Origin of the sequence: Larkinella rosea (genome assembly GCF_003858635.1) — a bacterium.
GTDB classification, from domain to species: domain Bacteria; phylum Bacteroidota; class Bacteroidia; order Cytophagales; family Spirosomataceae; genus Larkinella; species Larkinella rosea.
This window is the reverse complement of sequence record NZ_RQJO01000015.1, coordinates 620,563-645,311: the sequence shown is the minus strand read 5'-3', so window position 1 is coordinate 645,311 and position 24,749 is coordinate 620,563. Positions and strand designations below refer to the sequence as shown.

At 51.1% G+C, this 24,749-nt stretch carries 15 protein-coding genes and 1 pseudogene; 5 read left to right on the top strand and 11 right to left on the bottom strand.

Annotation, left to right across the window (positions count from 1 at the left end):
- Positions 1-156: 156 nt before the first annotated feature.
- The 4 genes from EHT25_RS29165 to EHT25_RS29155 all read left to right on the top strand — a co-directional run bounded on the left by EHT25_RS29165 (position 157) and on the right by EHT25_RS29155 (position 4,133).
- On the top strand, positions 157-1,533 hold the full coding sequence (locus EHT25_RS29165) for an enolase C-terminal domain-like protein (protein WP_124878965.1): 1,377 nt from the start codon (positions 157-159) through the stop codon (positions 1,531-1,533).
- Between the two features lie 72 nt (positions 1,534-1,605).
- Entirely contained in the window at positions 1,606-3,513 is a 1,908-nt protein-coding gene (locus EHT25_RS29160) for an SGNH/GDSL hydrolase family protein (protein ID WP_229311831.1), read from the top strand.
- Complete coding sequence (locus EHT25_RS32830) at positions 3,513-3,662, top strand: DUF5989 family protein (RefSeq protein ID WP_185731523.1); 150 nt, start codon at positions 3,513-3,515, stop codon at positions 3,660-3,662. Before EHT25_RS29160 ends, EHT25_RS32830 begins: the two co-directional genes overlap by 1 nt.
- Before the next feature lie 24 nt (positions 3,663-3,686).
- Positions 3,687-4,133, top strand: coding sequence for a GNAT family N-acetyltransferase (locus EHT25_RS29155; protein ID WP_124878964.1), 447 nt, complete (start codon positions 3,687-3,689; stop codon positions 4,131-4,133).
- A 16-nt stretch (positions 4,134-4,149) separates the two neighbouring features.
- Here EHT25_RS29155 and EHT25_RS29150 read toward each other — a convergent pair whose 3' ends face one another.
- The 7 genes and pseudogenes from EHT25_RS29150 to EHT25_RS29120 all read right to left on the bottom strand — a co-directional run bounded on the left by EHT25_RS29150 (position 4,150) and on the right by EHT25_RS29120 (position 15,322).
- Positions 4,150-5,853, bottom strand: coding sequence for a DUF3863 domain-containing protein (locus EHT25_RS29150; RefSeq protein WP_185731522.1), 1,704 nt, complete (start codon positions 5,851-5,853; stop codon positions 4,150-4,152).
- Between the two features lie 339 nt (positions 5,854-6,192).
- Positions 6,193-6,330 (bottom strand): annotated as a pseudogene (locus EHT25_RS29145) (fibronectin type III-like domain-contianing protein); the annotation flags it as partial.
- Positions 6,331-6,377: 47 nt separating this feature from the next.
- Complete coding sequence (locus tag EHT25_RS29140; RefSeq protein WP_124878962.1) at positions 6,378-7,982, bottom strand: glucoamylase family protein; 1,605 nt, start codon at positions 7,980-7,982, stop codon at positions 6,378-6,380.
- Between the two features lie 32 nt (positions 7,983-8,014).
- Positions 8,015-9,673 (bottom strand): glucoamylase family protein, encoded by a 1,659-nt coding sequence (locus EHT25_RS29135; RefSeq protein ID WP_124878961.1) that lies wholly within the window; start codon positions 9,671-9,673, stop codon positions 8,015-8,017.
- 66 nt (positions 9,674-9,739) lie between these two features.
- Complete coding sequence (locus EHT25_RS29130; protein ID WP_124878960.1) at positions 9,740-10,627, bottom strand: LamG domain-containing protein; 888 nt, start codon at positions 10,625-10,627, stop codon at positions 9,740-9,742.
- Between the two features lie 59 nt (positions 10,628-10,686).
- Positions 10,687-12,222, bottom strand: coding sequence for a RagB/SusD family nutrient uptake outer membrane protein (locus EHT25_RS29125; RefSeq protein ID WP_124878959.1), 1,536 nt, complete (start codon positions 12,220-12,222; stop codon positions 10,687-10,689).
- Between the two features lie 34 nt (positions 12,223-12,256).
- The gene (locus EHT25_RS29120; RefSeq protein WP_124878958.1) at positions 12,257-15,322 is read right to left on the bottom strand and encodes a SusC/RagA family TonB-linked outer membrane protein; all 3,066 of its coding nucleotides are present in this window, start codon (positions 15,320-15,322) and stop codon (positions 12,257-12,259) included.
- A gap of 356 nt (positions 15,323-15,678) precedes the next feature.
- Here EHT25_RS29120 and EHT25_RS29115 point away from each other — a divergent pair, with 356 nt between their 5' ends.
- On the top strand, positions 15,679-18,459 hold the full coding sequence (locus EHT25_RS29115) for a triple tyrosine motif-containing protein (protein ID WP_124878957.1): 2,781 nt from the start codon (positions 15,679-15,681) through the stop codon (positions 18,457-18,459).
- Between the two features lie 51 nt (positions 18,460-18,510).
- Here EHT25_RS29115 and rpsG read toward each other — a convergent pair whose 3' ends face one another.
- The 4 genes from rpsG to rpoC form a co-directional block, all read right to left on the bottom strand.
- A complete protein-coding gene (gene rpsG, locus EHT25_RS29110; protein ID WP_114406408.1) occupies positions 18,511-18,978 on the bottom strand; it encodes a 30S ribosomal protein S7 in 468 nt (155 codons plus the stop codon).
- 75 nt (positions 18,979-19,053) lie between these two features.
- Positions 19,054-19,476 carry a 30S ribosomal protein S12 gene (rpsL, locus tag EHT25_RS29105; RefSeq protein WP_114406409.1) on the bottom strand — a complete coding sequence of 141 codons (423 nt, stop codon included), beginning with the start codon at positions 19,474-19,476 and terminating at the stop codon, positions 19,054-19,056.
- Between the two features lie 121 nt (positions 19,477-19,597).
- The gene (locus EHT25_RS29100; RefSeq protein ID WP_124878956.1) at positions 19,598-19,918 is read right to left on the bottom strand and encodes a DUF3467 domain-containing protein; all 321 of its coding nucleotides are present in this window, start codon (positions 19,916-19,918) and stop codon (positions 19,598-19,600) included.
- 236 nt (positions 19,919-20,154) lie between these two features.
- Positions 20,155-24,483 carry a DNA-directed RNA polymerase subunit beta' gene (gene rpoC / locus EHT25_RS29095; RefSeq protein ID WP_124878955.1) on the bottom strand — a complete coding sequence of 1,443 codons (4,329 nt, stop codon included), beginning with the start codon at positions 24,481-24,483 and terminating at the stop codon, positions 20,155-20,157.
- Positions 24,484-24,749: the final 266 nt, after the last annotated feature.

Below are 24,749 nucleotides of genomic sequence, written 5' to 3'. Positions count from 1 at the left end.
CTACGTGGTCAACAATCTCTCAGTTCACGTCAGTGTATTTTTCTGCGAAAATCACTGTCGGATTGTATCGGACTTCACCAATAATTCATAAACTTAAACGATTAAACACCTATCCATTCAAAGCACGTCCTAAAACCCCTTCTTATTTAATTAACCATGAAAAAAGACGAAAACGTTGCTGAATTGAACAGCCGTCGCGAGACGCTGAAAAAAATAGGTTTGGGCTCCGGAGCCGGTTTGCTCGGTTTGTTCGGCGGCATATCCACCGCCGAAGCCCGCGAACGTCAGGGCACACCCTCGTACGCGAAAGCAATGGCTCCCGTCAAAATCAAATCCGTCAAAGCCATTGCGACGGCTCCGCAGGGCTCCAACCTCATCGTCGTGAAGGTCGAAACGACCGAACCTGATTTGTACGGGCTGGGCTGCGCGACCTTCACGCAGCGGGCCGCGGTGGTCATTGTCGCCATCAATACTTACCTCAACGAATTCTGCGTCGGCAAGGATGTGGATAACATCGAGGACATGTGGCAGGCGGCTTATGTGAGTTCCTACTGGCGGAACGGACCGGTTTTGAACAACGCGCTTTCCGGGCTGGATCAGGCGTTGTGGGACATCAAAGGCAAACGGGCCAATATGCCGGTGTATCAGTTGCTGGGCGGCAAGGCCCGGTTTGCGATTCCCTGCTACACCCACGCGGGTGGCAATACGCCCGAAGCGGCCGCCGAGAGCGTCAAAAAGTTCATGGAGGAGGGCTACAAGCACATCCGGATTCAGCAGGGTGGCTACGGGGCCGTGGGTGCGAATGCCGCAAACGCCCAGCCTGACTTTAAAACCGCCAATTTCGGGGGCGCAACCGACAATTACATGAACGAGCGGATGTACCTGAAATCCGTTCCGAAAATGTTCGAAGTGGTTCGGAAACAGTGCGGTGACGAAGTGGAATTGTTGCACGATATTCACGAGCGGGTGCAGCCCATCGACGCCATCAACATGATCAAGCGGGTGGAAGAATACCGTCCGTTCTTTATCGAAGATCCGTTCTCGCCCGAAAACATGAAGTGGTTTGCGCAACTCCGTCAGGCCACCTCGGTGCCGATTGCGATGGGCGAACTGTTCAACAACATCAACGAGTTCAAGGAACCGATGGTGAATCAGTGGTTCGATTTCATCCGGATTCACGTTTCGCAGATTGGCGGTATTACACCCGCCATGAAAGTGGCGCGGCTGGGCGAGTGGTTCAACGTTCGCACAGCCTGGCACGGCCCCGGCGACGTTTCACCGGTGGGTCACGCGGCCCACGCACACATCGATCTGGCCGTCTGGAACTTCGGGATTCAGGAAGCGGTGCAGTTTTCGGACAAAATGAAGGAAGTCTTCAGCGGTTGCCCGACAATGAACAAAGGCTACATGTCGGTCAACGAGGTGCCGGGCCTGGGTGTGGACATCAACGAAAAAGAAGCGGCCAAATACCCGATCGGCACCAAATCGAATTGGCAGGTTCGGAAAGCCGACGGAACGATCATCCGCCCATAAAAATTTTTCTATTGCAAAAAGACCCGTCTGGATTTCTTAAAAGATATTTAGGCGGGTCTGCTGATTTTAATTATGAAGAAACGGTTGTGGCTGTTTAAAGGATTGGCGTTAATGCTGCCGCTGTTGCTGTTGGCACTCGTGGAGGTATTGCTGCGGGCATTTGGCTACGGCCATGATTACCGGCTGTTCGTGGACGATCCGGAACGTAAAGGCTACTGGATTGTGAATCAGCACGCATCGGAGCGGTATTTTACCGAAACCGACAACGCTACCGTCGGCAACTTCGAGCCTTTCCTGAAAAAAAAGCCCGACGGCACCTTTCGAATCTTTGTCCTGGGCGAATCGACGACGATTGGCTATCCGTATTTCCACAACGGCTCTTTCCACCGCTGGCTGCAGTACCGCCTGATGCACACGTTTCCGAACCGGAATTTTGAAGTCATCAACCTGTCGATGACGGCGGTCAACTCGTATACGGTTTTTGGTTTTGGAAAACAGTTGGTTGATTATGAGCCGGATGCGGTGTTGATTTATACCGGTCATAACGAATACTACGGCGCAATGGGTGTCGGTTCCACCAGTTCGCTGGGCAGCCAGCCCGGTTTGGTACGGCTGGTCTTGAAGCTAAGAGAGTTCCGGCTCGTTCAATGGCTGAACCGAACCTGGAGCCGGATTCGCCAAACTGCGTCAGGTCAGAAAGTGGATTTACGCGAGGGAATGATGAAGCGCATGGCCGCCGATCAGCAGATTCCGCTCGGATCAGAAAAGTATCAGAACGGAATCGAGCAGTTCAGAACCAACCTGACGGACCTCTGCCAGGCACTTTCCGGGCAACACATTCCGGTTTTCATCAGCACCCTGGTCAGCAACGAAAAGGACCTGAAACCATTCATCAGCGCGCCGGGAACCGCATCCGCCGAACAGCAATTCCAGTTGGCCAAACAGGCTTACCAAAAAGGAAACATTCGGGAAGCCAGGCAAAAATTCGTGCAGGCCAAGGAACTGGATTTGCTGCGGTTTCGGGCACCCGAAGCCCTCAATCAGGTGATTCGGGAATTGGGCAACCGGTTTTCAAACGTAACCGTGGTAGACAGCCGGGCGGTTTTTGAAACCCATTCGCCCAACGGCATTCTGGGCAACGAAACCCTGCTGGAACACGTTCACCCGAATCTGTACGGGTACGCCCTGCTTTCCGATGCGTTTTACGAAGCCCTGAAAAAGAAAAAACGGCTCGTTGCCGACGGTCCGAACGAAATGTCCTTCGACCAGTTGCGCCAGCAAATGCCCATCACGCCGGTGGATTCGCTGAAAGGCGCGTACGAGGTGATGATTCTGAAGGAAAGCTGGCCGTTCAACGAACCGATGCCGCCGGAGGAAAACCGCCCCAAAACCGTCGAGGAAAAACTGGCGGGCGGGCTGGTGGTAAAGCAGATTGCCTGGCGCGACGCGATGAGGGAATTGCTGGCTCACTACCTGAAAACCCAGAATCAGCGGGGCGCCTTGCAGGTCAGCGAAGCCCTGGTGCTGGAATATCCGTATGATCCGGCATATTATGGGCAAACCGGTAAACTGTACTTCAGCGCGAACCAGCCGGAACGAGCCGTTTGGTACCTGAAAAAAGCGTTTCAGTTGGAAGAAACGTTTGCAACCGCCCAGAGTCTGTTCATTACGTTGCTGAAACTGGACCGCCCGGACGAAGCCCTGCCGTATCTCCGCTACGCAGCTGCCCATAATGAAACCGCGTTCAGCCTGAACGAGTTGCAAGCCTTTGTTGAGCAATTGGTTACGACCAAAAAACAATACCTGACCGACACGACAAACGTGGCCCTGAGCAACCAGTTGGCGGCCGGTTATCTGAAATTTGCCAATGCCACCGGAGCGGCTAAGTACGTGGCCAAATCGCTCCGGATCGATCCGCGCAATGCCGCAGCGCTGCAACTACAGGCGCAACTCCAGACCCTCAAAACGGCCCCTCACTGATGGAATTTCTCCGAGACTTCTGGCTTTTCATGCGAACCCGCAAACGGTACTGGCTGTATCCGCTGCTGGTTCTGCTCCTGCTCCTGAGCGCGCTGACGGTTTTGACGACCGGTTCGGCACTGGCGCCATTTATTTATTCGCTTTTCTAGCAGCTATTTTCTCTTAGCGTATTCATGATTTATCAGGCACAACCAAATCAGGAAATCCCCAGGCACTTGTTGTTGTTGGCAGATGAAAATCCACAGCTGATTGATCGGTATTTGCCGCTTAGCCAGGTTTATCTGTTCACAGACGAAGACCAGATTCTGGGCATATGTTTGTTGCAAATTACCGGTCAGGCTGGCGAGATTGTCAACATTGCCGTTGAGCCCGCTCATCAGGGCCAGGGAATTGGTAAGGCGTTGTTAAACCACATGAAGGAGATTGCGCATCAGCAGGGTTTGCAGCGGCTGGTGATCAAAACCGGTAATTCCGAAATCAGCCAAATGGCACTTTATCAACAACAAGGGTTTGATCTGGTGGCGGTTAATTACAATTACTTTCTGGAAAATTACCCCGAACCCATCTGGGCAAACCGGATTCAGTGCAAACACCAGCTCGTTTTTGAGTTCATTCTCTAACTGACTCTTTTGCTTTCTATTTACTGTTTGAGAGGTCCAGCTCGATTTTGTTTCCGGCCGGTGTCACGACGAAGCGGTTTTTATCCGTACCGGCCGAGAACGTTCCGGTCGTAGCTTTCACATTGTATGTCATGCCTTCAAATTCGCAGTCCATCCGGTTTTGACGGATCGTTTTGAACGGCAGACCGTCCGTTTTAGCCGCGTCGAAACCCAGAAACCACTTCGGCAGTTCATCGCCTTTCATCGAAATCTGGATGGTCTTTTCGTCAATATCCATTTCCAAAACACCTTTCCCATCCGTTAATGGCCAGGAAATGTGGAGTTTATTCGCTGCCGAACTCCTAACGACCGGGTCGCCACCTTTTAGCCATTCTTCTTTGCCGTCGACCAGCGTTTTAAACCGCAAACCCGCTAACAGTCCCTGTTTTTCACTCCAGAGGTAACCGTCCACCACAGGCAGCGTAAAAAAGGAACATTCGTTCGAAGTCGCTTTTTGAGTCGTATAAATCGACGGAAAATTTTCGTCGAACAGGTGAATATCCCGAATGCGCAGGCTGTTGTCTTCCCACAACAGATTCAGGCGGTAAAACCGGCTGTTGAACCACACGGTTTTCCGGTTTTCGCCGGGCAAATCGTGTTCCGCCGTGAACGCCGTCGCCGGTGTTGTTCTGAAGTTCTTTTTAAACCAGTTTCCGGACGCTTCCAGGGTTTCGACCCGGATTTTTCCTTCATCCCGCAAGCGGGCAATCAACGGCATCTGAAGCGTGAATCCCTTCGCCATTGCGTCCCAGGTAAACGAATTTTCCTGCCCGGCCTGCGCGTAGTTGAACGCCAGCGATTCGCCACTGACAAATTCCTGAAAAAACCAGTTGACCCAGGTGCTGTCGCCACCCGCTTTGGGATAAACCGGTTCGAGCGTAATGACGCCCTGCCGACTGGACCCAAGCCCCGTATCATACTGCCGGATGGGGTCGCTGCCCAGCATCCGAAAAACCGGGACCGGAAGCTGATTCTTCTCATTTTGCGCCGGCATGTAGGAATTCATCCGACTCGGGTAATACGCCTGATTCCAGTATCCGCCCCAGAGCGTGTAGCCATCCGTGCCATACTGGTCTTTGCAATTGCTGGAAGCCACAATTTTGTATTTGTCGTACAGGTAATTCAACGTGTGTGTGTCGATGAACCACGACCCGACCGACTTGGGATAATAGCCAAAAATTGCCTTGAAATCCGCCATGTAGACGTCGACAATCTTCTCGCGCTCGGCGGGCGTATAACCGGTCGAAAAACCGACGTCCGCGTGCCAATCCCACGGAAACCGGCCGCGCCATTTCAGCCCGGTTTTTTCGATGAGCGGTTGGGGCAATTCCCACCACGCCCCGATTTCGTAGGTTTCGGTCGGTAAGCTTTTCAACAGTTTCTGGTAGCGCGGGTCCATCAGAGCATCGTACTGCAGCAAAAACGTACCGCCCAGTTTGTACTTCTTCATCATTTCTACCTGCTTCACCACCGTTTGATACAGTACCTCTTCCGTAATTTTCGGATCGCGGGGTTCCAGCAGCCGGATGAAATTGACAATGTTGACGATTTTGGGTTCCGGTTTTTCAGTCGTCGAATCCGAACGGGTTTTACATCCGACCAAAACGCACACCAAAGCGATGTTCAGACAACTAAGCAGGAGAATAGCAAGCGGTTTTCTTCCGGTAAAAGGAGAGGACATGGCGTTGTTTTAAAATCGAGCGGGATTGGAATAGCGAATTTCTGGCCGTAATAGTACCGCAAACCGCCCTGTTTTGCAAACGTGTTTTGCGGTATCGAACGCTTGCCTATTTTTTACCGCTGCCGCCTGTTCGCAATTTTTTATGTCGAGTTTTTCAGCCGCGTAGCGTCGAAATGTTTGTAGCAAAAATGATCATGGGATATTATTTGGGGGTCGCGTAGCGATCTAACGGCGTGTGATGTTCGGTCACTACGCGACCACATGAACGGAATTAGCTGGATTTTGCTACAACCAGTGGGTCGCCATGCGACCTAAACGCTACTGGCCGGAAAAAAGCTCTTACCGCACCAGTTTAAAACCGGCTTCTTTGACCTCCTGCGAATTCGTTCCGACGAACACCTTGCAATCAACCGGCTCGGAGGTCCATTTCATGGACGCATCGTAAAACCGCAAATCGGCTTCGGTCAGCGTGAAGGTGACGTTCCGGCTTCAACATAATTTTCTACCCCCTGCTTTTTCATGACTTACTGGTTATCAACGCTTTGATGAAGTGAAATCTTAACACGCTGCTTCTCGCTGCCCTGTGCGAGTTCAAATTCGTATTTCCCCTGCGGAAGCTGGAATAGCAACTGCTGCGTACCTTCGGAATACGACTTGTTGTCAATCAATTTCTGAATGTCCCGCCCGGTTTCGTCCCGAACCACCAAGGTTACCGCCGACGAGCCTTTGACGGCAAAATCCAGCACGTAAGCGCCCCGGTCGGGGTGTTTCCAGAGGTCAATGTAACCACTGCGAAAATCGGGTGCATAACTGTAAAAACCGGTCGGATACGACGGTTTTTTGATGCCCATTTTAGTCAGTCCGGTCCAGAGTTCCGGCGTTTTTTCGCCCAATTTCCAGAGCAAACCGGAGCGGTAATTTTCCATCATGACCACAATCGGCCCCTGGTCGATCGCCAGATACTGATTGGAATACCAATTCAGCCCCTTGTTGTAGGCATCGTAAAAACCGTAGGGTCCAAAAAACCGGTTGCCTTCCCGCAGATACAGATTCCGCAGCACTTGCATCGAGTAATACGGCGTGTAGGGCATCGATGCCAAAGCCGCCGTCGGACTGATCGTGCCGTTGTCGTTCGTGGGCGAATGGGCGTCGTAAAAATTATAATCGTCGCTGGCGGTCAGTCCCCAGTTGCCGGGGCCGTAACCAAACATCGCCTGACGCGGTTCCAGGCAATGCGCCCGGTTGATGAGTGCATGGTTCCGGTTTTGCTCCCAGTAGTTGGTTTGCTCGTCCTGCATCAGACGTGGATCGAGGCTCAGGTACGAATAATGCGTGAAAAACAGTGGTCCGCCCATCGGAAAACCGAGCGGTAGTTTATACCCATAATACGTCCGGTTGTTGACGTAATGATCACTTTGTTTGTAGGTATTCTGGTAAACGTCCGGCTTGATGGCGTGCGTCGGCGAACCCAGCGCCAGAACATACGTAATAAACGTTTCGTCGTGGCCGCGAATCGCGTGGTTCATTTTCCACTCGTGGTTTGGCGACCAGTGCCAGTACAATTTGCCGTCGCGGACATACCAATCCCATTCGACTTCCCGCCAGAGTTTATCAATGCGCTGCCGCAGGTCTTTTTCGGGGGCGGTATTCCCGTCGAAATACGCGCGGGCGCTTAGCAAACCGTTGACCAGAAAAGCCGTTTCGACCAGATCACCACCGTTGTCGTGGTCGGAAAACGGAACGACTTTTCCCGAATTCCCATCGAGCCAGTGGGGCCAGGCACCGTGAAACCGGTCGGCTTTTTCCAGAAAACCGGTCATCTTCTGCAATTGCTGCACGGCTTCGGCCCGCGTCACCCACCGACGGTCGGCCGCCGTTACAATGGCCATGATGCCAAAACCGGTGCCGCCGGTCGTGACGATGTTGGGCGTGGCCGTGCGTTCGGGAGCCAGCCCCGAAACCGGGTGGGCAAAATCCCAGAAGTACCGGAACGTCGCTTTCTGAACGGTTTCCAGGTACTCGCTGTACTCGTTGGCAACCGGGGCTGCTGCGGTTTTTTCCGACTGCGCCAGACCGGAAAACCAGCCGAATAGCGAGAGAAAAAGATATAGTTTTGTCAAAGACTGCATACGAAAATCAGCATAAACCGGGAAATTTTTGCTTATAAGTTCGGGCTTTGGAAACCCAGATTCTTCATTCCTTTTTTCACTTCGGGCGCACTCATGAACAGTTTCCAGAGCAGTTGCGAACGCTGGTTTTCAATCATAATGATGATCGGCCCCTGATCGATCGCCAGAAACGAATCGGCAAACCAGATCGTGGAGAGGTTGAATGCATCGACAAAACCGTAGTTCTTCCAGATTTTATCGCCGAGTTTGTAATAGAAAAACCGCATCGCCTGCATCGACTCCTTGGGCGTGTAGGGCATCGACGACAAAGCCGCCGTCGGGCTGATCGTGCCGTTGTCGTTGTTCGGTTCGTGGGCCGAATACCCGTTTTGTTCATCGCTGGCGGTCAGCCCCCAGCCGTTTTCGCCGTAGCCGCTGAAATTCTTCGGATTGGCTTTGCAGTAGTTGTAGTTAATCAGTGAATGGGCGGTATTCTGTTCCCAGTAATTGGCGTAGGCATCGGTCAGATCGTGCGGATTGATTCCTAAAAACGAGTACTGCGAAAAGAACAGCGGGCCGCCGTTGGCCGGACCCAGCGGTAGTTTGATGCCGTAGTAGCTATTCCCGTTTTTCATTTTGCCGTTTTGCGCCCATGAGTTGTCATAGACGGTTTTGGCAATCGGCGATTTGTTCGACGAAGCGGCCATCACGTACGTAATCAGGGCTTCGTTCCAGCCACGGATCGGCATGTTCATGTCCCAGTTGTAGGTGGGCGACCAGTGCCAGTAGAGATTTGTTTCGGCTCCGTTTTTTGTAAACCAGTTCCATTCGACAGCGTCCCAGAGGTCGTTGATGGTTTTCCGCAGAGCGGTTTCGTCCGCATTTTGCCCGTTGAAATACTGCCGGGCGGTCAGCAGACCCTGCATCAGGTACGAGGTTTCCACCAGATCGGCACCGTTGTCTTTCTGGCTAAACGGCACGGTTTCGCCGGTAGCCCCGTTGAGCCAGTGCGGAAAAGCGCCGTGGTGCGTTTTGGTTTTATTCTTCAGGAAATCCGTGATTTTGACGAGCCGATCCAGCCCTTCCTGACGCGTAATGAATTTTCGATCAACGGCCACGACAATCGCCATAATCCCAAATCCCGAACCGCCCGAGGTGACGACATCGCCCGACGAATTGCGTTCACGCGCCAGCCCCGAAACCGGGTGACCAAAATCCCAGAAGTATTTAAACGTTTGCTTCTGAACCAAATCCAGCAGAAGTGAATCGCTGATGCGCGGAAATTTGTCGGTGCTGTCGAGGGCGGTGACCAGGTTGGCCGTAATCGTGGCATTCAATGCGGTTTTTTGCTGCGAATTGAGTGCCGGATCAACGCTAAGGGTGTAAGCTGTCAAAGCGGCCAGGTTGCTCTGGGGCATAACGGTAACGGTGGTATCGTTGCCCACAAAACCGTAAGTAAGCGGAATGGATTTCGAGGTTGCTTTCTCCGTTAATTTGATGCTACTCTGAGCGGATTCACGGTTTAAAGGTGCCGAAAAGGTAATTTCAATAACCGGTTTAGCATTGACGTTCGCATAATTCATTCGATCGGAAGTGACCTTATCGACCCGAATCGATTTGTAATAAAACGTTTCCGGAACGACCACGCCTTCTTCCTTTGATTGACAGGAAAAGAAGCTGATTAACAGAAATATGGCTATTGAATACCGCATTGGAAATAAAGAAAAGGGGTAAAAAACCGGGGCATAAATAAGCCCCGGTTTTGTGGGTTGCCGGAATTAACGGCCTGCCTGTTCGAGTTGATAGAGTGAGCCAATGTCACCGACTGAAAGTGCTTTGTTATACACCCGAACTTCGTCGATCTGGCCCGTCATTGGTACTTGCCATGCTTCAGCCGTGCCTCCAGGTAAATTAGTAGCCCAAGCTCCAATAATCGCTTTGGCAGGTGTCGAAATGTTCAGGTTTCCTGTGGTTCCTCGTTTTTCCCATTCAGGATTGCTGATTTTCTTACCATTTGCATAGACCTGAAATGTTGAAGTAGCTCCGTCATAGGTAATAGCCACATGCGACCAAGCGCCGGCCCCTTTAAAGCCCTGATCACCACCTTTAGTAGGATCATTCAGACTATCTTCGAACTGAGACCCATTCTGAACCAATAACCCTTTTACTTTCAATGTGTCTCTTTCAGCTGTATACTGACCCGTTTCTGCCATCAAATTGATACTTCCAGCCCACTCCTTCGGTCGTGAAAGAGAGAAAAATGCGGTTGCAGGACTACCTGCACTTCCTTTTCTATTTTTGACATTTACCCAAGCGCTCACTGTAAAACTTGACAAGCTATTAGCCGATCCGATTGCAGCAATGGTAGGATAAACCAAATAACCGGAAGCCAGATCCAACGCTTGTCGTTGACCACTTGCACCTGTGACGAATTTAGCGTTTACAGCTGATTCTGGTGCTGTACTCGAAATCCGTTCGTTGTTGCTACCATCGAAAGGCCAGTGAGCCACTAAATTGCTGGCAGCTACCTCATTTGACGAATTAAATCCACCAATCGGCGGTAATGTCGCCGTATCGTCATCATCCTTGCTACACGACGTAAAAACTGCACTGCTTGCCAATAGGCCAACCGCTGCTATCCAGGCACTGATTTGTCTTGTTTTCATACGAATTGTGTGTTAATTAAACTGGTTTTGATATAGTGAGAAATCGTTATCGGGTGTGATCAGTACCCATTGTTCTGATCGAGTTTTCCGCCACTTAACGCAATCTGTAAGCTCGGAACCGGCAATAATTCGTTTTTACCCGCTACAAAATTCTTCCCGGCAGCCTGCATCACCTGAGCCGCCCGACCCGTGCGCACCAGATCGAAAAACCGGTCGTGCTCCATCGCCAGTTCCACCCGCCGTTCTTTCCAGATCGCGTTGCGCACATCCGCTTGTGAGGTGGCCGTGGTGGCTGCCAATCCGGCGCGGGTGCGGATTCGATTGAGGTTGGCAATGGCAACCCCGGTCTGACCCAGTTCGTTGGCGGCTTCGGCGTTCATCAGCAGGACATCGGCATAGCGCAGCAGGTGCAGGTTTTTCTGCTTTCGATCGCGGTTTCCCGAAAATGATTCGACGTTGCGGTTTTCGCTGTGGTAGGCTTTGTAATTGTAATAGAGGTTCTGAACGGAATCAGAACTGGGAATTCGGAAACCGTCGAACAGCGTCGTTCCGACGTATTTGCCGCTGTTGTCGATGGCAATGATCGTCGCGGCTTTCCGTTTGTCGCCGGGTTCGTAGGCATTGACCAGATTAACCGTCGGGTTATTGAAGCCGAAGCCCAGATCCGTCCAGCCGCCTTTGCCCCCCACGCGCGGCCCCTGCCAGACCGCGTAGCCGTCGACCCCAAAATCCGAGTTGTTGAACTGCCCGGTTTTGACTTCAAAAATGGCTTCCGAATTGTTGTCACCCGCCTGCCGCCAGATGATCGAGTAATCCGGTACCAGCGTGTATTGACCGGAATTGATGACATCCTGGGTCAGCGTCAGGACCTGCTGCCAGTTTTTGCGGTAGAGATATACCTTCGCCAGCATCGACTCCGCCGTGCCTTTCGTGATGTGTCCCGCACTTGCTTTGGCTTTCAGCGGCAGATTTTCAAAGGCGTACTGCAAATCCTGCATAATGACGTTGTAGATCGTATCGACCGGAGCGCGGGTCTGAAAAGCCGGGTCGGTGTTGGCATCCTGCGCATCTTTTGGCACCCGAAGCACTTTGGGCACTTTCCCGAAAAACCGCACCAGATTGAAGTAATAATACCCGCGAATAAACCGCACTTCACCCATCAGTTGCGCCTTCGTTGTGGCATCCAATGACGCCGTCGACAACGCGGTCAGCGCCTGATTCGCCCGGGCAATGCCGTTGTAATAGCCGTTCCAGAGCGCAGCCACAAAGGTATTGGTCGGCGTGGTGGCGAAATTGTCAAGGTCTTTGATACCCTGCTGATCGCTGTCCGTACTGCCTTTGTCGCCATCATCCGAAATAATGTTCGTCGCTGCGACAAAGCTAATTCCGTGAATATCACCTTCTCCCCCAAACGCACTTCCGTTCAATAGGCTGTTGTAGACGCCCGTTACCAGGTTGACGGCCAAATTCGGGTCCGTGGCCGTGGTGGCCTGACCCTGCACCGGAACATCCAGAAAACTCTTCTGGCACGAAACGATCAGAAGTGACAGCATCACGCCCGCGCCCACTATTTTTATGGATTGATTGAATTTCATACCCTCACCAATTTGTATTTCGTTCTTCAACTTTTTAAAAACCGACATTCAACCCGACGGCAATCGTCCGGGCGGTTGGATACGCGTTCAGCTCGATACCCGCCGTGGTTGGACTACCGGTCGTTACGACACCCGCGTTGTTGGTGGAGCTAAAACCGGGTAGTTCCGCCGTAAAACCGGAGTATTTTTTGAACGTGATGACGTTTTGGGCCGTCGCAAAGATGCGTACAGTGCTGATTTTCAATTTCCTGATCATGCTATCCGGTACGCGATAGCCAAGCGTCACGTTATTGATCCGGACAAAGGAACCGGACTCGACGAAGTAGGTCGACGCCAGCAGGTTACCGCTGTTGGCCGCCGGTTCGGTTTGCGATTTATTGGCCGACGTCCAGCGGTTATACGCCATTGCCGACTCGACGTTATCCTGCGCCAGTTGCCGGAACGCTTTTTTTCCGTTATACACCTGATTGCCCACGTTGCCGTACGCATCGATGCTGAAGTCAAAACCGGCGTAGGAAATTCCGGCATTCAGGCCGAAGTAGGCTTTGGGCTGGTAGGCGCCCACAAAAACCCGGTCGAGATCATCGATCTTGCCGTCGCCGTTGGTGTCCTGGTATTTGAAATCACCCGGCGAAGCCGACGGCTGAATCGTCGTTCCCTGGCTGTTTTTGTAATTATTGACTTCTTCCTGCGTCTGAAAAACGCCCAGCGTCTGAAGCACGTAAAAACTACCGACCGGCTGCCCGTTGTCGGTTCGGGTGGTGTAGGGCTGATTTCCGCCAACTCCACCGTCCAGAATGGGTTGCCCGCCATTCAGACCAATCACCCGGTTTTTGTTGAGGGTCAAATTACCGCCGACGTTGTAGGAAATGTCCTGCGTAATTTTACCCCGCCAGTTCAAAACCACTTCCAGACCCTGGTTCTGAATCGATGCGGCATTGGTCAGCACCTGTCCGTCGGCATCGCCCGTTACCGATGGCACTTTGACGTTGATGAGCAGATCGCGGGCTTTTTTGTTATAGTAGCCAATTTCGCCGGTCAGCTTTCCGCCAATCGCACTGAATTCCAGCGCGACGTCGGTTTCTTCCGTAGTTTCCCACTTCAGGTTCGGATCTTTGATCTGCGTAATGGCGCTACCGGGCGTGGCAACCCCGCCCCCGTACGGATACGCCAGATTGGGCGTCACCGTTACGGTATAGGCATCCGACGGAATCCGGTCGTTTCCAACCCGCCCCCAACTGGCGCGCAGTTTGAGCAGATCAAAAATCAACTGACTTTTCATGAACGTTTCGTTGGTAATGACCCATCCCACGCCCACAGACGGAAAATAGCCCCAGCGGTTTTGACTCGGAAACCGGGAGCTGCCGTCGGCGCGAATCGTAGCCGTCAGCAAATAGGTGCCGTCGTAATTGTAATTGACGCGGCCGATGTAGGAGTTGCGCGCCCATTTGTCGCCACTGCCGTCGTTGGTCGAGGTATTGGCGTTACCCGTGCCGATGTACCACAGATTTTCGGCGGCTGGCACGTCTTTCCGGTATGACTGAAACCAGGTTTGGGTATACTGCTCCGCCGTTGTTCCGGCCAAAACGGTTAAGGTGTGTTTGTCGAATGTTTTGTTGAACGTGACGGTATTATCCCAGGTCCAGTGCGAGGTTTTGGTATTGCGGAACGCCAGGTTGCTGTTGGCATTCCGCTGGTTTCCGCCCGGAGCCAGAAACGTAATCGTGTCATTATTAAACTGATAGTTATACACCCGGCTTACCTGATTGCCCCAATCATCGCCGATGTTACTGCGGAACGTCAGCCATTCGACCGGTTTGTATTCGATGAAAGCCGCTCCCTGCAAGCGGTTGTCCAGCACCCGGTCTTTGTTGTTTTCAATGTCCAGAATCGGGTTACCGACGTTCTGATAAACCGACGTGTTTCCGTATTTTCCATTTTCTTTTCCGGGAATGATCGGAGCTGCCCGGTAGGCGTTGTTATACGCCGAACCCAGGTTCACCCGCCGGTCGATGGCGCTGGCGTAGGAAGCAATGATCCCGGTTTTGAGTTTGTCGTTGATCTTGAACTCGTTGGTGGTCCGAATCGTAAACCGGTCATACTGGTTCCGAATCACAATGCCCTGATCGGTGAAATAGCCGAGACTTAAGAAGTGCGTCGCCTTTTCCGTTCCGCCCGAAAGCGAAACGTTGTGCGTTTGCGTAAAGCCCTGACGCAGAATTTTGCTGTACCAGTCCGTGGAGGTGTTTCCGGCATTGACAAGCGTACCACTTGCCGCGCTGACGTAGTTGGCGTATTCAACCGCATTGGCCATATCGACCAGATTGGCAGCATTCCGAATACCCACGTTTCCGCTGTAGTTGATCTGCAGCTTTCCCGCTTTCCCCCGCTTCGTAGTAATGATAATCACGCCGTTGGCACCCCGGGAACCGTAAATCGCCGTGGCCGATGCATCCTTCAGGACGTCTACATTGACGATGTCGGAGGTGTTGATATTGGTAATATCATCCGTTAACACGCCATCGACCACAAACAGTGCGGCCGTTCCGCCCAGGGCCGTGCCCGTTCCCCGAATTCGCACCACGGGAGAAGCGCCCGGTTGGCCGCTGTTAATAATCTGGACACCAGCGGCTTTCCCCTGTAGTGCCTGGGTGGCTGTCAGCACCGGCTGTTTTGCCAGTTCGTCGCCCTTAACGGTTACCGTTGCGCCCGTCACGTCTACTTTCCGCTGGGTTCCGTAGCCTACTACCACGACTTCCTGAAGCTGGCTGGTTGACGGTTTTAAGGTAATGGTCAGTTCCGTGCGTCCATTGACAACAACTTCTGTACTCTCATAACCAATGGAACTGATTTCGAGCGTTGCATTATCCGGCACGGTCAGAGCAAATTTTCCACTAACATCTGTCGTCGTTCCGGTTGTTGTTCCCTTTACCCGGATGGTAGCGCCGATAACCGCATCGTTATTGGACGCATCCGTAATGGTTCCAGCTACCCGGAGATCGATCGCCGAAGCCGAAAGCACCTGCACAAAGATTCCAAACAGCAAAAACAAGCTTCGTAAAACCGGTTTTCGTAAACAAATGGTATTCGTCGTATTCATATAAGTTAGGCAGTATTAAATGCAAACTTTTGACTTCAGAAAGGTTTTAGGTCACTCATTGCCAGTCGTCTGGCCGTTTTGGTCTGCTGTTTATTCGGCTATTGTTTTGAAAATGATAGCCGAAACCAGTGAATTCACACCATAATTTTTCCGATAAAATATTTTATTTTTTGTAGCTCAAATATAAACGAACCATCTACGGTTTGTGTTTAAACAGGGTACATCACTACTACATCACTTTAACTATATAATTAGTTTATCACCTATTTTTACGCATTTTCTTTGATATTACTTATTGATTATTAGATAGTTATATCAATGATAAATTATTTCATTGATTCGGCATACCCATCATTATGAATCATTACCCCACCATTAACAGGTTTGTAGTTACGATTTTCTGGTTACAATGGGCGTCAACCTTACTGGGAGCTCCAACCTCTCAAAATCTGTTTTTCGCCCCCTACATCCGTAATTTTTCCAAACAGAATTATCAGGCATATAACCAGAATTGGTCGATCTGTCAGGACCACAGTACCGGTTTTCTATACGTTGGCAACTCCAAAGGCTTGCTGGAGTTCGACGGTACCCGCTGGCAAACCTACCGATTGCCCAAGCGGCAGATTGTCCGATCGGTCGCCATCGATCAGCAGGGGAAAATCTTCACCGGCGGTTTGGGCGAGATTGGTTACTGGCAGGCGAATTCGACAGGTCGGCTTCACTATCATTCGCTCAGTCGACAGATTTCGAACAAGCTTTTCCCGAAAGAAGAAATCTGGAATATTGTTGCGGGGCCGGATTTTATATTTTTTCAATCTTTTTCGACCGGTTTTCTGTATCAGCAGGGCCGGGTTCGCGAACTCCGTTTACCCGGAAATGTCCTTTTTCTGTATGCCGCCCACAATCGCTATTATCTTCAGGCCATCGGAAAAGGGCTTTATGAACTGGTAAATGGCCAGTTTAAAGCTTTGCCCAATACCGGGCAACTGGCTTCGACCGCCGTTCACGCCATTTTGCCGTACGGTGGCGAAGGTTTGCTCATCGGCACCCGCGATCACGGTTTGTTTACCTACGAAAAGGGGCAGCTTTCCCGTTCGAATCACGCAGCCAGTCGGTTTTTGCAGCGTTATCAGTGTAACAAAGCGCTATCGCTGCCCGATGGGCGGTTTGCGTTTGGCACGATCCTGAACGGCCTGATGATCACCGATACCAGCGGAGCCGTTTTGTACTCGCTCAATCAACGGGAAGGTCTTCAGAATAATACCGTGCTTTCGCTGACGCTCGATGCCCAGGGAAGCGTTTGGGCCGGGCTCGACGATGGCATCGACGCTGTGGCTTTCGGCTATCCGTTGAAATACTTCACCGATCCGAACGGCCAGTTGGGTACACCATACGATGCGGTTCTTTATAATCGAAAGCTATACTTAGGCACTAATCACGGCGTCTACTGGTGTGATTTTCCAACTTCTGGTCTACCGGTTTATCATTTCATTGAAGGGTCGCAGGGCCAGGTCTGGGATTTAACCGTAGTCGATCATCAACTGCTTTGCGGACACAATGCCGGCACGTTTCGGATTACACCGTCGGGCGGCTGGGAACAACTTTCTGATCAGGCGGGTGGCTGGAGTTTGCAGCCACTATCGTCGCATCCCGGTTTTGCGCTTCAGGGAGTCTATAGCGGTTTGTGTATTTACCGGCGTAACCAAACCGGGCAGTGGCAATTCAGCCATCGTGTCGAAGGATTCGGTGAACCTATTCAGGAAGTCTGGGAGGATTCTGAAGGGCAAATCTGGCTGCGTCATGCCCACACCGGCGTGTATCTGGTTCAATTATCGCCGGATTTGCGAAAGCTCACGAAAATAAAATGGGCACCGGTTTATTCGAAAGACGAAGATCTTAAACGGAGTTTGGGGATTTCTGGTGCCATTCGCCGGGTTTTTACCGGTTGGAATGACGAACATCTGTTTTTGAGGCAGAACGGTAATTTATTGGTAGCAAAACCGGGCGGTTTGAAAGCCGAATTTTCGATCAGCAACTTCGCCTGGATGGATGATTACGAAAATATTATACCGCTGGACTCAGCCTATTACCTGCTCTGTTTCGAGAAAGGTTACGCCCTTTTGCCCCGCCAGGAGCTTTCGACAGTTAGCAGTCAGCAACTGGCCAGCAAACCGCTGATTCGGCAACTAGCGGTTTTGAACACTACGAACAACCGTTATTTCACCTTTCGCAACGAAACTGCATCACGGCGGTTTTCGCCGGTTTTAAAAGCCAGGGAGAACCACCTTATCTTTCAGTTCAGTTTGCCCGAATCCATTCAGGAACCCTTGTTTAGCTACCGTTTGGTGGGGTTGGATGAACAATGGTCGGATTTTAGTAAACAGGCGGAGAAGGAATACGCCAGTTTGATGCCGGGAACCTACCGGTTTGAGGTTCGGTCAACGTCGGATGGCTCCATCGCCACGCTCTCGTTTGAAATTCTGCCGCCCTGGTACCAAAGTTTCTGGGCCTATGTCGTCTACCTTTTGATTTTGTGCGGTTTGGTGGGAATGAGCTTTTACATCCACCGGTGGCAGGTGAAAACGCATCAGGCGAAAGTCCGGCAGCAAATGGAAGAAAAGCTGCAACGGGAACAGGAACACCTCCGTCAGCAACTGGTTCAGGTTCAGAAAGAAAAACTGGAACAGGACGTGATCAGTAAATCGGAGGAACTGGCCAACACGACCATGAACCTGATTCACAAAAACGATCTATTGCTGAAATTAAAAGGAGAAGTCGAAAAACTGAAAGATGAAGTACGGCAGCGGCAAACCGTCGATCAGGCCACCGGGCATATCAATCAGCTCGTCAAACTGATTGATTCCAACATTTCAAGTCGGCAGGACTGGAAGATTTTTGAGAAGAACTTCAACAAGGTTCACGAACAGTTTTTCAAACGGTTATTGAATCAATACACCGGTTTAACTCCCGACGATTTGCGGCTGGCGGCTTATTTGCGGATGAATCTGTCGAGCAAGGAAGTGGCGAAGCTGCTTAATATTACGGTGCGTGGAGTCGAATTAAAGCGTTACCGGTTACGAAAGCGTCTGAATCTGGAGCCTGAATCGAATCTGAATGAATTTATGATGGCGTTTTAACAAAAAAGACCTCCTGTTGGGGAGGTCTTTTCAAAACTAAATTCGGTCGGATTAGAACCGGAAGTGGGAGAAAGCCTTGTTGGCTTCGGCCATCCGGTGGGTGTCATCCTTTTTCTTGACGGCAGCGCCTTCACCTTTTGCTGCTGCTACGATTTCCGCTGCCAAACGATCGACCATGGTTTTTTCACCACGTGAACGGGCATACTTGATCAGCCATTTCATGCCTACTGATACTTTACGATCAGGACGTACTTCCGTCGGAACCTGGAATGTGGCACCACCTACCCGGCGGCTTTTTACCTCAACAGAAGGCATTACGTTGTTCAACGCCTTTTTCCACACATCCAGACCGTTGTCGTTGGTTTTTTTCTCAACCAGCGCCAGTGCGTCGTAGAAGATGGAGTACGAAAGGCTCTTTTTACCTTCGTACATGAGGTTATTTACAAATTTCGTTACCAGCGTCTCCTTGTATTTAGGATCGGGTAATACGTATCTTTTCTTTGGTTTTGCCTTTCTCATGATCTTCAGATGATTAATCTTACTCTAAGCGCTGTGCATCGTTGGCAACGCTCAGTCAACTTAATTTAGGAGCGATTACTTTTTCTTTTTAGCGGGTGCTCCCTTCGTTGGTGCAGCTACCTGACCCGGTTTCGGACGTTTCGTACCGTATTTCGAGCGAGCCTGTTTCCGACCGCTTACGCCAGCCGTATCGAGTGCTCCCCGAACGATGTGATAACGTACTCCCGGAAGGTCTTTCACCCGACCACCCCGTACCAGAACGATGGAGTGTTCCTGCAGGTTGTGGCCTTCGCCCGGAATGTAGGCGTTAACTTCTTTGCCATGTGACAAGCGCACACGGGCTACTTTACGCAAAGCCGAGTTTGGCTTTTTTGGGGTGGTCGTGTACACACGCGTACACACACCACGGCGTTGTGGGCAAGAGTCCAATGCCGGAGACTTTGATTTAAAAGTCAGCTTCTCACGGCCCTTGCGTACTAATTGTTGTATCGTAGGCATTGTATCAGAATGGGTATTACTACAGTCCTCTGGAAAAATAGGAGTGCAAAATTAGCTAAATCGGCTGGAAAACCAAAGTGACTGACGAATTAATTTCAGTAAATTCTTGTCCACTACCCAATTAGGCTTCGCCGATGGGGCCACCAAACTGGGTCGGAAACCGGAACGCATCATCGGCGCCGTTGATGTCGCCGTAGGTATCTTCAAACTTGCGGATGTTATCTTTCAGGGCCGTCAGTAAGCGTTTGGCGTGTTCGGGCGTCAGAATAATCCGGGATTTTACTTTGGCTTTCGGCACACCGGGCATCAGTCGGATAAAATCAATGATAAACTCACTGTTTGAGTGAGCGATCATCGCCAGATTGGCATAAATTCCTTCGGCGATTTCTTCCGTTAGTTCGATATTGATCTGGCCCTCCTGATCAGGTAGTTGGTTTTCCATCTTTCTTGTGTATTGACATCAAAGATACAGAACTCTCGGCGGTTTGCCGTAGTTTCAGTAAACGGAGATAAATTATTAAACGAACGGTCGGTTACTTGTCCATCAAAGCGAAAGAAATAGACCGAACGTTAACTGCCAATCGCTTTGTTTTGTCTGAAAAAATAAAACCGCCCCATACTAAAACAGGGCCAGACCTTCCGGTCTGACCCTGTTTCAATTTTAATCAGCTATCGAAACTAAACCGTTTCGCGCTTTTTACTCCGGGTGAATTTCTCACGCGTTTCAACAAACGATTCGTATTCTTCTTTCGAGTTGACGATGATGTTGGCATACCGGCGCGTTCCCGTACCAGCCGGGATCAGGTGGCCTACCAACACGTTTTCCTTCAACCCTTCGAGGTAATCGGCTTTGCCGCGAATCGACGCTTCGCTCAACACTTTCGTCGTTTCCTGGAACGATGCCGCCGACAGGAAGCTTTCAGTACCTAGTGAAGCCTGCGTGATCCCTTGCAACGTCGGTTGCGAAACCGCCGGCATGGCATCGCGAACATCAACCAGTTTCATATCCCGGCGTTTCAGGCTCGAATTTTCATCGCGCAGACGACGTACGGAGATGATCTGACCAGCTTTCAGGGTTTCCGAATCACCCGGATCCATGACCACTTTCATGTTCATGATTTTGTCGTTCTCGATCCGGAAACTCCACTTGTCAACCGATTGCATATCCAGGAAGATTGTGTCACCGGCGTCCATGATCTCCACTTTCTGCATCATCTGGCGAACAATCGCTTCAATGTGCTTATCGTTGATCTTCACACCCTGCAGACGGTATACTTCCTGAATTTCGTTCACCAGGTATTCCTGAACCGCCGTTGGCCCCTTGATTGACAGAATATCCGACGGGGTAATGGCGCCATCCGACAGCGGATCCCCCGCCCGAACGAAGTCATTGTCCTGCACCAGAATGTGTTTCGACAGCGGTACGAGGTATTTTTTCTTCGTTCCGTCTTTCGATTCGATATAAATTTCGCGGTTACCGCGTTTGATCGTACCGTAGGTTACAACACCATCGATCTCGCTCACAACCGCCGGGTTCGACGGGTTCCGCGCTTCGAACAATTCCGTTACCCGCGGCAGACCACCCGTAATATCACGGGTTTTACCCACGTTACGCGGAATTTTCGCGACTGGCTGACCGGCTTTGATCGACTGACCGTTTTTCACCACCAGACGGGCACTTACCGGCAGGTTATACCCTTTTTCGGTCGTGTCGTCCAGCAAGACGCTGGTTCCTTTCACAACGATCGCCGGGTTTTTGGTTTTGTCCCGACTTTCGATGATCACCATTTCCTGGAAACCGGTTTGTTCGTCAAACTCTTCACGGTAGGTAATGGCTTCTTCGATCGCTTCGAATTCCACTTTACCGGTCAGTTCTGACAAAATCACCGCGTTGTAAGGATCCCAGGCGCAAAGCTCATCGCCTTTCTTCACCGGCTGATTTTCTTTAACCCGCAGGAAAGCACCGTAAGGCACGTTATTGCTGATCAAAACCAGGTTCGGGTTCGTCGGATCAACGATTTTGACTTCACCCGAACGACCCATGACAACCGTAATCGGATTGCCTTCGTTATCGACTGATTCAACCGTCCGCATTTCTTCGAACTGTACCAACCCGTCAAATTTCGCCCGAATCGAAGCATCAACCGCGATGTTCGAAGCCGTACCACCCACGTGGAAGGTACGAAGCGTCAACTGCGTCCCCGGTTCACCGATGGACTGCGAAGCAATTACGCCCACCGCTTCACCGATGTCTACCATCCGACCCGTAGCCAGGTTCCGACCGTAGCATTTCGCGCAAACCCCTTTCTTGGCTTCGCACGTCAACACCGACCGGATTTCGACCGTTTCAATGCTGGTTTCGTCAATGGCAGCCGCAATCTCTTCGTTGATTTCACTACCACCGGCAACGATCAGTTCTTTCGTCAACGGATTGTAAATATCGTGTACCGTCACCCGGCCCAGAATCCGTTCCGACAGCGGTTCAACGATATCTTCGTTATCTTTCAAGGCCGAGATCTGCAAACCACGCAGCGTTCCGCAATCGTCTTCCGTGATGATCACATCCTGCGCTACATCGTGCAGACGGCGGGTCAGGTAACCGGCATCAGCGGTTTTCAACGCCGTATCCGCCAAACCTTTCCGCGCACCGTGCGTCGAGATGAAGTACTCCAATACGTCCAGACCTTCTTTGAAGTTCGACAGGATCGGGTTTTCGATGATTTCACCGACCGACCCTTGCAGGTTCTTCTGTGGTTTGGCCATCAAACCCCGCATACCGCCCAACTGACGAATCTGTTCGCGAGAACCGCGTGCACCGGAGTGCATCATCATGAAGATCGAGTTGAACCCTTGCTGATCGGCTTCCAGCTGCTTCATCAGGGTTTCCGTAATCCGGCTATTCACGCGCGTCCAGATGTCGATCACCTGGTTGTAACGTTCGTTTTCCGTAATCAGACCCATCAAATAGTTGTTCCAAACGGATTCAACTTCCTGCTTGGCTTCGTCAATCAGTTTTTCCTTCGCATCCGGCACTTTCACATCGCTCAAACCGATCGACAAACCACCCTTGAAGGCCATCTGAAAACCGAGTTCTTTGATGTCGTCCAGGAACTGAGCGGTTTTTGAACCACCCGAGATCTTGAAGATATACGAAATGATCTGCTGAAGTTTTTTCTTCGTCAGCAGTTCGTTGATATAACCAACTTCTTCCGGAACCGACTGGTTGAACAGAACGCGACCGGCAACGGTTTCGATGATTTTCGTATCCAGTTCGCCTTTTTCGTTCCGAACTCTTGTCCGAACCTTGATATTGGCGTGCTTCGAAACTTTCTTTTCGTTGATGGCGATAATTACCTCTTCCGCACCGTAGAACGTCATGCCTTCGCCAACAATCGGATATTCGGGTGTGCTCTTGCGACCTTTGGTTACGTAGTACAGACCCAAAACCATGTCCTGCGACGGTACGGTAATTGGCGCACCGTTGGCCGGGTTCAGGATGTTGTGCGACGCCAGCATCAGCATCGAAGCTTCCAGAATCGCTTCCTGTCCCAGCGGAACGTGAACGGCCATCTGGTCACCGTCAAAGTCAGCGTTGAATGCCGTACAGACGAGGGGGTGCAACTGAATTGCTTTTCCCTCGATCAGTTTCGGCTGGAACGCCTGAATACCCAGACGGTGCAGCGTTGGAGCCCGGTTCAGCAGAACGGGGTGTCCTTTCAACACGTTTTCCAGAATATCCCAGATAATGGGGTCTTTCCGGTCAACGATTTTCTTCGCCGATTTTACGGTTTTTACAATACCGCGCTCGATCAGCTTCCGAATAATGAACGGTTTGAACAACTCAGCCGCCATGTCTTTCGGCAAACCGCACTCGTGCAGTTTCAATTCCGGACCGACTACGATAACCGAACGACCCGAATAGTCGACCCGTTTCCCGAGCAGGTTCTGACGGAACCGGCCTTGTTTCCCTTTCAGCATATCCGAAAGCGACTTCAGAGCCCGGTTTCCTTCCGAACGAACAGCGTTCACTTTCCGCGAGTTGTCGAATAACGAGTCAACCGCTTCCTGCAACATCCGTTTTTCGTTCCGCAGAATGACTTCCGGCGCCTTGATTTCGATCAGGCGTTTCAGACGGTTGTTCCGAATGATTACCCGGCGATACAAATCGTTCAAATCCGACGTTGCAAACCGGCCACCGTCCAGGGGAACGAGTGGGCGCAGTTCCGGCGGAATCACCGGCACCATGCGAATCACCATCCACTCGGGGCGGTTTTCCACACGGGTATTGGCATCCCGGAACGCTTCAACGACTTTCAGACGTTTCAAGGCTTCTGCTTTCCGTTGCTGCGACGTATCGGTTGCCGCAGCGTGGCGTAAGTTGTACGATAATTCGTCCAACTTCACCCGTGACAGCAGCATTTCGAGAGCCTCAGCTCCCATTTTGGCAATAAACTTCTGCGGATCAGAATCCGGCAAAAGCTGGTTGCCGCTCGGCAGTTTGTCAACGATGTCCAGATACTCGTCTTCCGTTAAGAAATCCAGTTCCTGAATACCATCTTCTCCTTTAATACCGGTTTGAACGACAACATAGCGTTCGTAATAAATAATCTGATCGAGTTTCTTGGTCGAAAGCCCGAGCAGGTATCCAATTTTATTCGGAAGGCTCCGGAAATACCAGATGTGCGCCACCGGAACTACCAGTTCGATGTGTCCCATGCGCTCCCGGCGAACCTTTTTCTCCGTCACTTCCACTCCACAGCGGTCGCAAATGATGCCCTTGTAGCGAATCCGTTTGTACTTACCGCAATGGCATTCCCAGTCTTTGACCGGCCCGAAGATCCGCTCACAGAACAAACCGCCCATCTCAGGCTTGTAAGTCCGGTAGTTGATCGTCTCAGGTTGAGTCACTTCCCCGTACGAACTCTCCAGAATGGACTCAGGCGAAGCCAGGCTTATCAGCACCCTGGAAAAGTCGCTGTTGAGTTTTTTGTTCTTCTTAAAGGACATACTTTTATGGATTTATTAAAAAGCTAACCACCAACAGATTATACAAATTCGACGCACCTAACATTCACTGGTGTGATTCCCCACCGCACTAAACACTTTTTGTAGCTGACCATTAATCACCATGCGCCCGTCAGGAAGAAAAAGAAAACCGGTTTTGGTATTGTAAAGGCGCATATGCATAAAAAACAAGCACGTAGATTGAGCGCGTCAATCGTGTACTTGCATCTTTCAGAAACGTACGAGTAATTAGTATCACGCAGAAATCC

Bases quoted from the DNA above. Each gene is read 5' to 3' on its own strand.
- EHT25_RS29165 (WP_124878965.1), top strand. From the start codon at position 157: ATGAAAAAAGACGAAAACGTTGCTGAATTGAACAGCCGTCGCGAGACG.
- EHT25_RS29160 (WP_229311831.1), top strand. From the start codon at position 1,606: ATGAAGAAACGGTTGTGGCTGTTTAAAGGATTGGCGTTAATGCTGCCG.
- EHT25_RS32830 (WP_185731523.1), top strand. From the start codon at position 3,513: ATGGAATTTCTCCGAGACTTCTGGCTTTTCATGCGAACCCGCAAACGG.
- EHT25_RS29155 (WP_124878964.1), top strand. From the start codon at position 3,687: ATGATTTATCAGGCACAACCAAATCAGGAAATCCCCAGGCACTTGTTG.
- EHT25_RS29150 (WP_185731522.1), bottom strand. From the start codon at position 5,853: ATGTCCTCTCCTTTTACCGGAAGAAAACCGCTTGCTATTCTCCTGCTT.
- EHT25_RS29140 (WP_124878962.1), bottom strand. From the start codon at position 7,982: ATGCAGTCTTTGACAAAACTATATCTTTTTCTCTCGCTATTCGGCTGG.
- EHT25_RS29135 (WP_124878961.1), bottom strand. From the start codon at position 9,673: ATGCGGTATTCAATAGCCATATTTCTGTTAATCAGCTTCTTTTCCTGT.
- EHT25_RS29130 (WP_124878960.1), bottom strand. From the start codon at position 10,627: ATGAAAACAAGACAAATCAGTGCCTGGATAGCAGCGGTTGGCCTATTG.
- EHT25_RS29125 (WP_124878959.1), bottom strand. From the start codon at position 12,222: ATGAAATTCAATCAATCCATAAAAATAGTGGGCGCGGGCGTGATGCTG.
- EHT25_RS29120 (WP_124878958.1), bottom strand. From the start codon at position 15,322: ATGAATACGACGAATACCATTTGTTTACGAAAACCGGTTTTACGAAGC.
- EHT25_RS29115 (WP_124878957.1), top strand. From the start codon at position 15,679: ATGAATCATTACCCCACCATTAACAGGTTTGTAGTTACGATTTTCTGG.
- rpsG (WP_114406408.1), bottom strand. From the start codon at position 18,978: ATGAGAAAGGCAAAACCAAAGAAAAGATACGTATTACCCGATCCTAAA.
- rpsL (WP_114406409.1), bottom strand. From the start codon at position 19,476: ATGCCTACGATACAACAATTAGTACGCAAGGGCCGTGAGAAGCTGACT.
- EHT25_RS29100 (WP_124878956.1), bottom strand. From the start codon at position 19,918: ATGGAAAACCAACTACCTGATCAGGAGGGCCAGATCAATATCGAACTA.
- rpoC (WP_124878955.1), bottom strand. From the start codon at position 24,483: ATGTCCTTTAAGAAGAACAAAAAACTCAACAGCGACTTTTCCAGGGTG.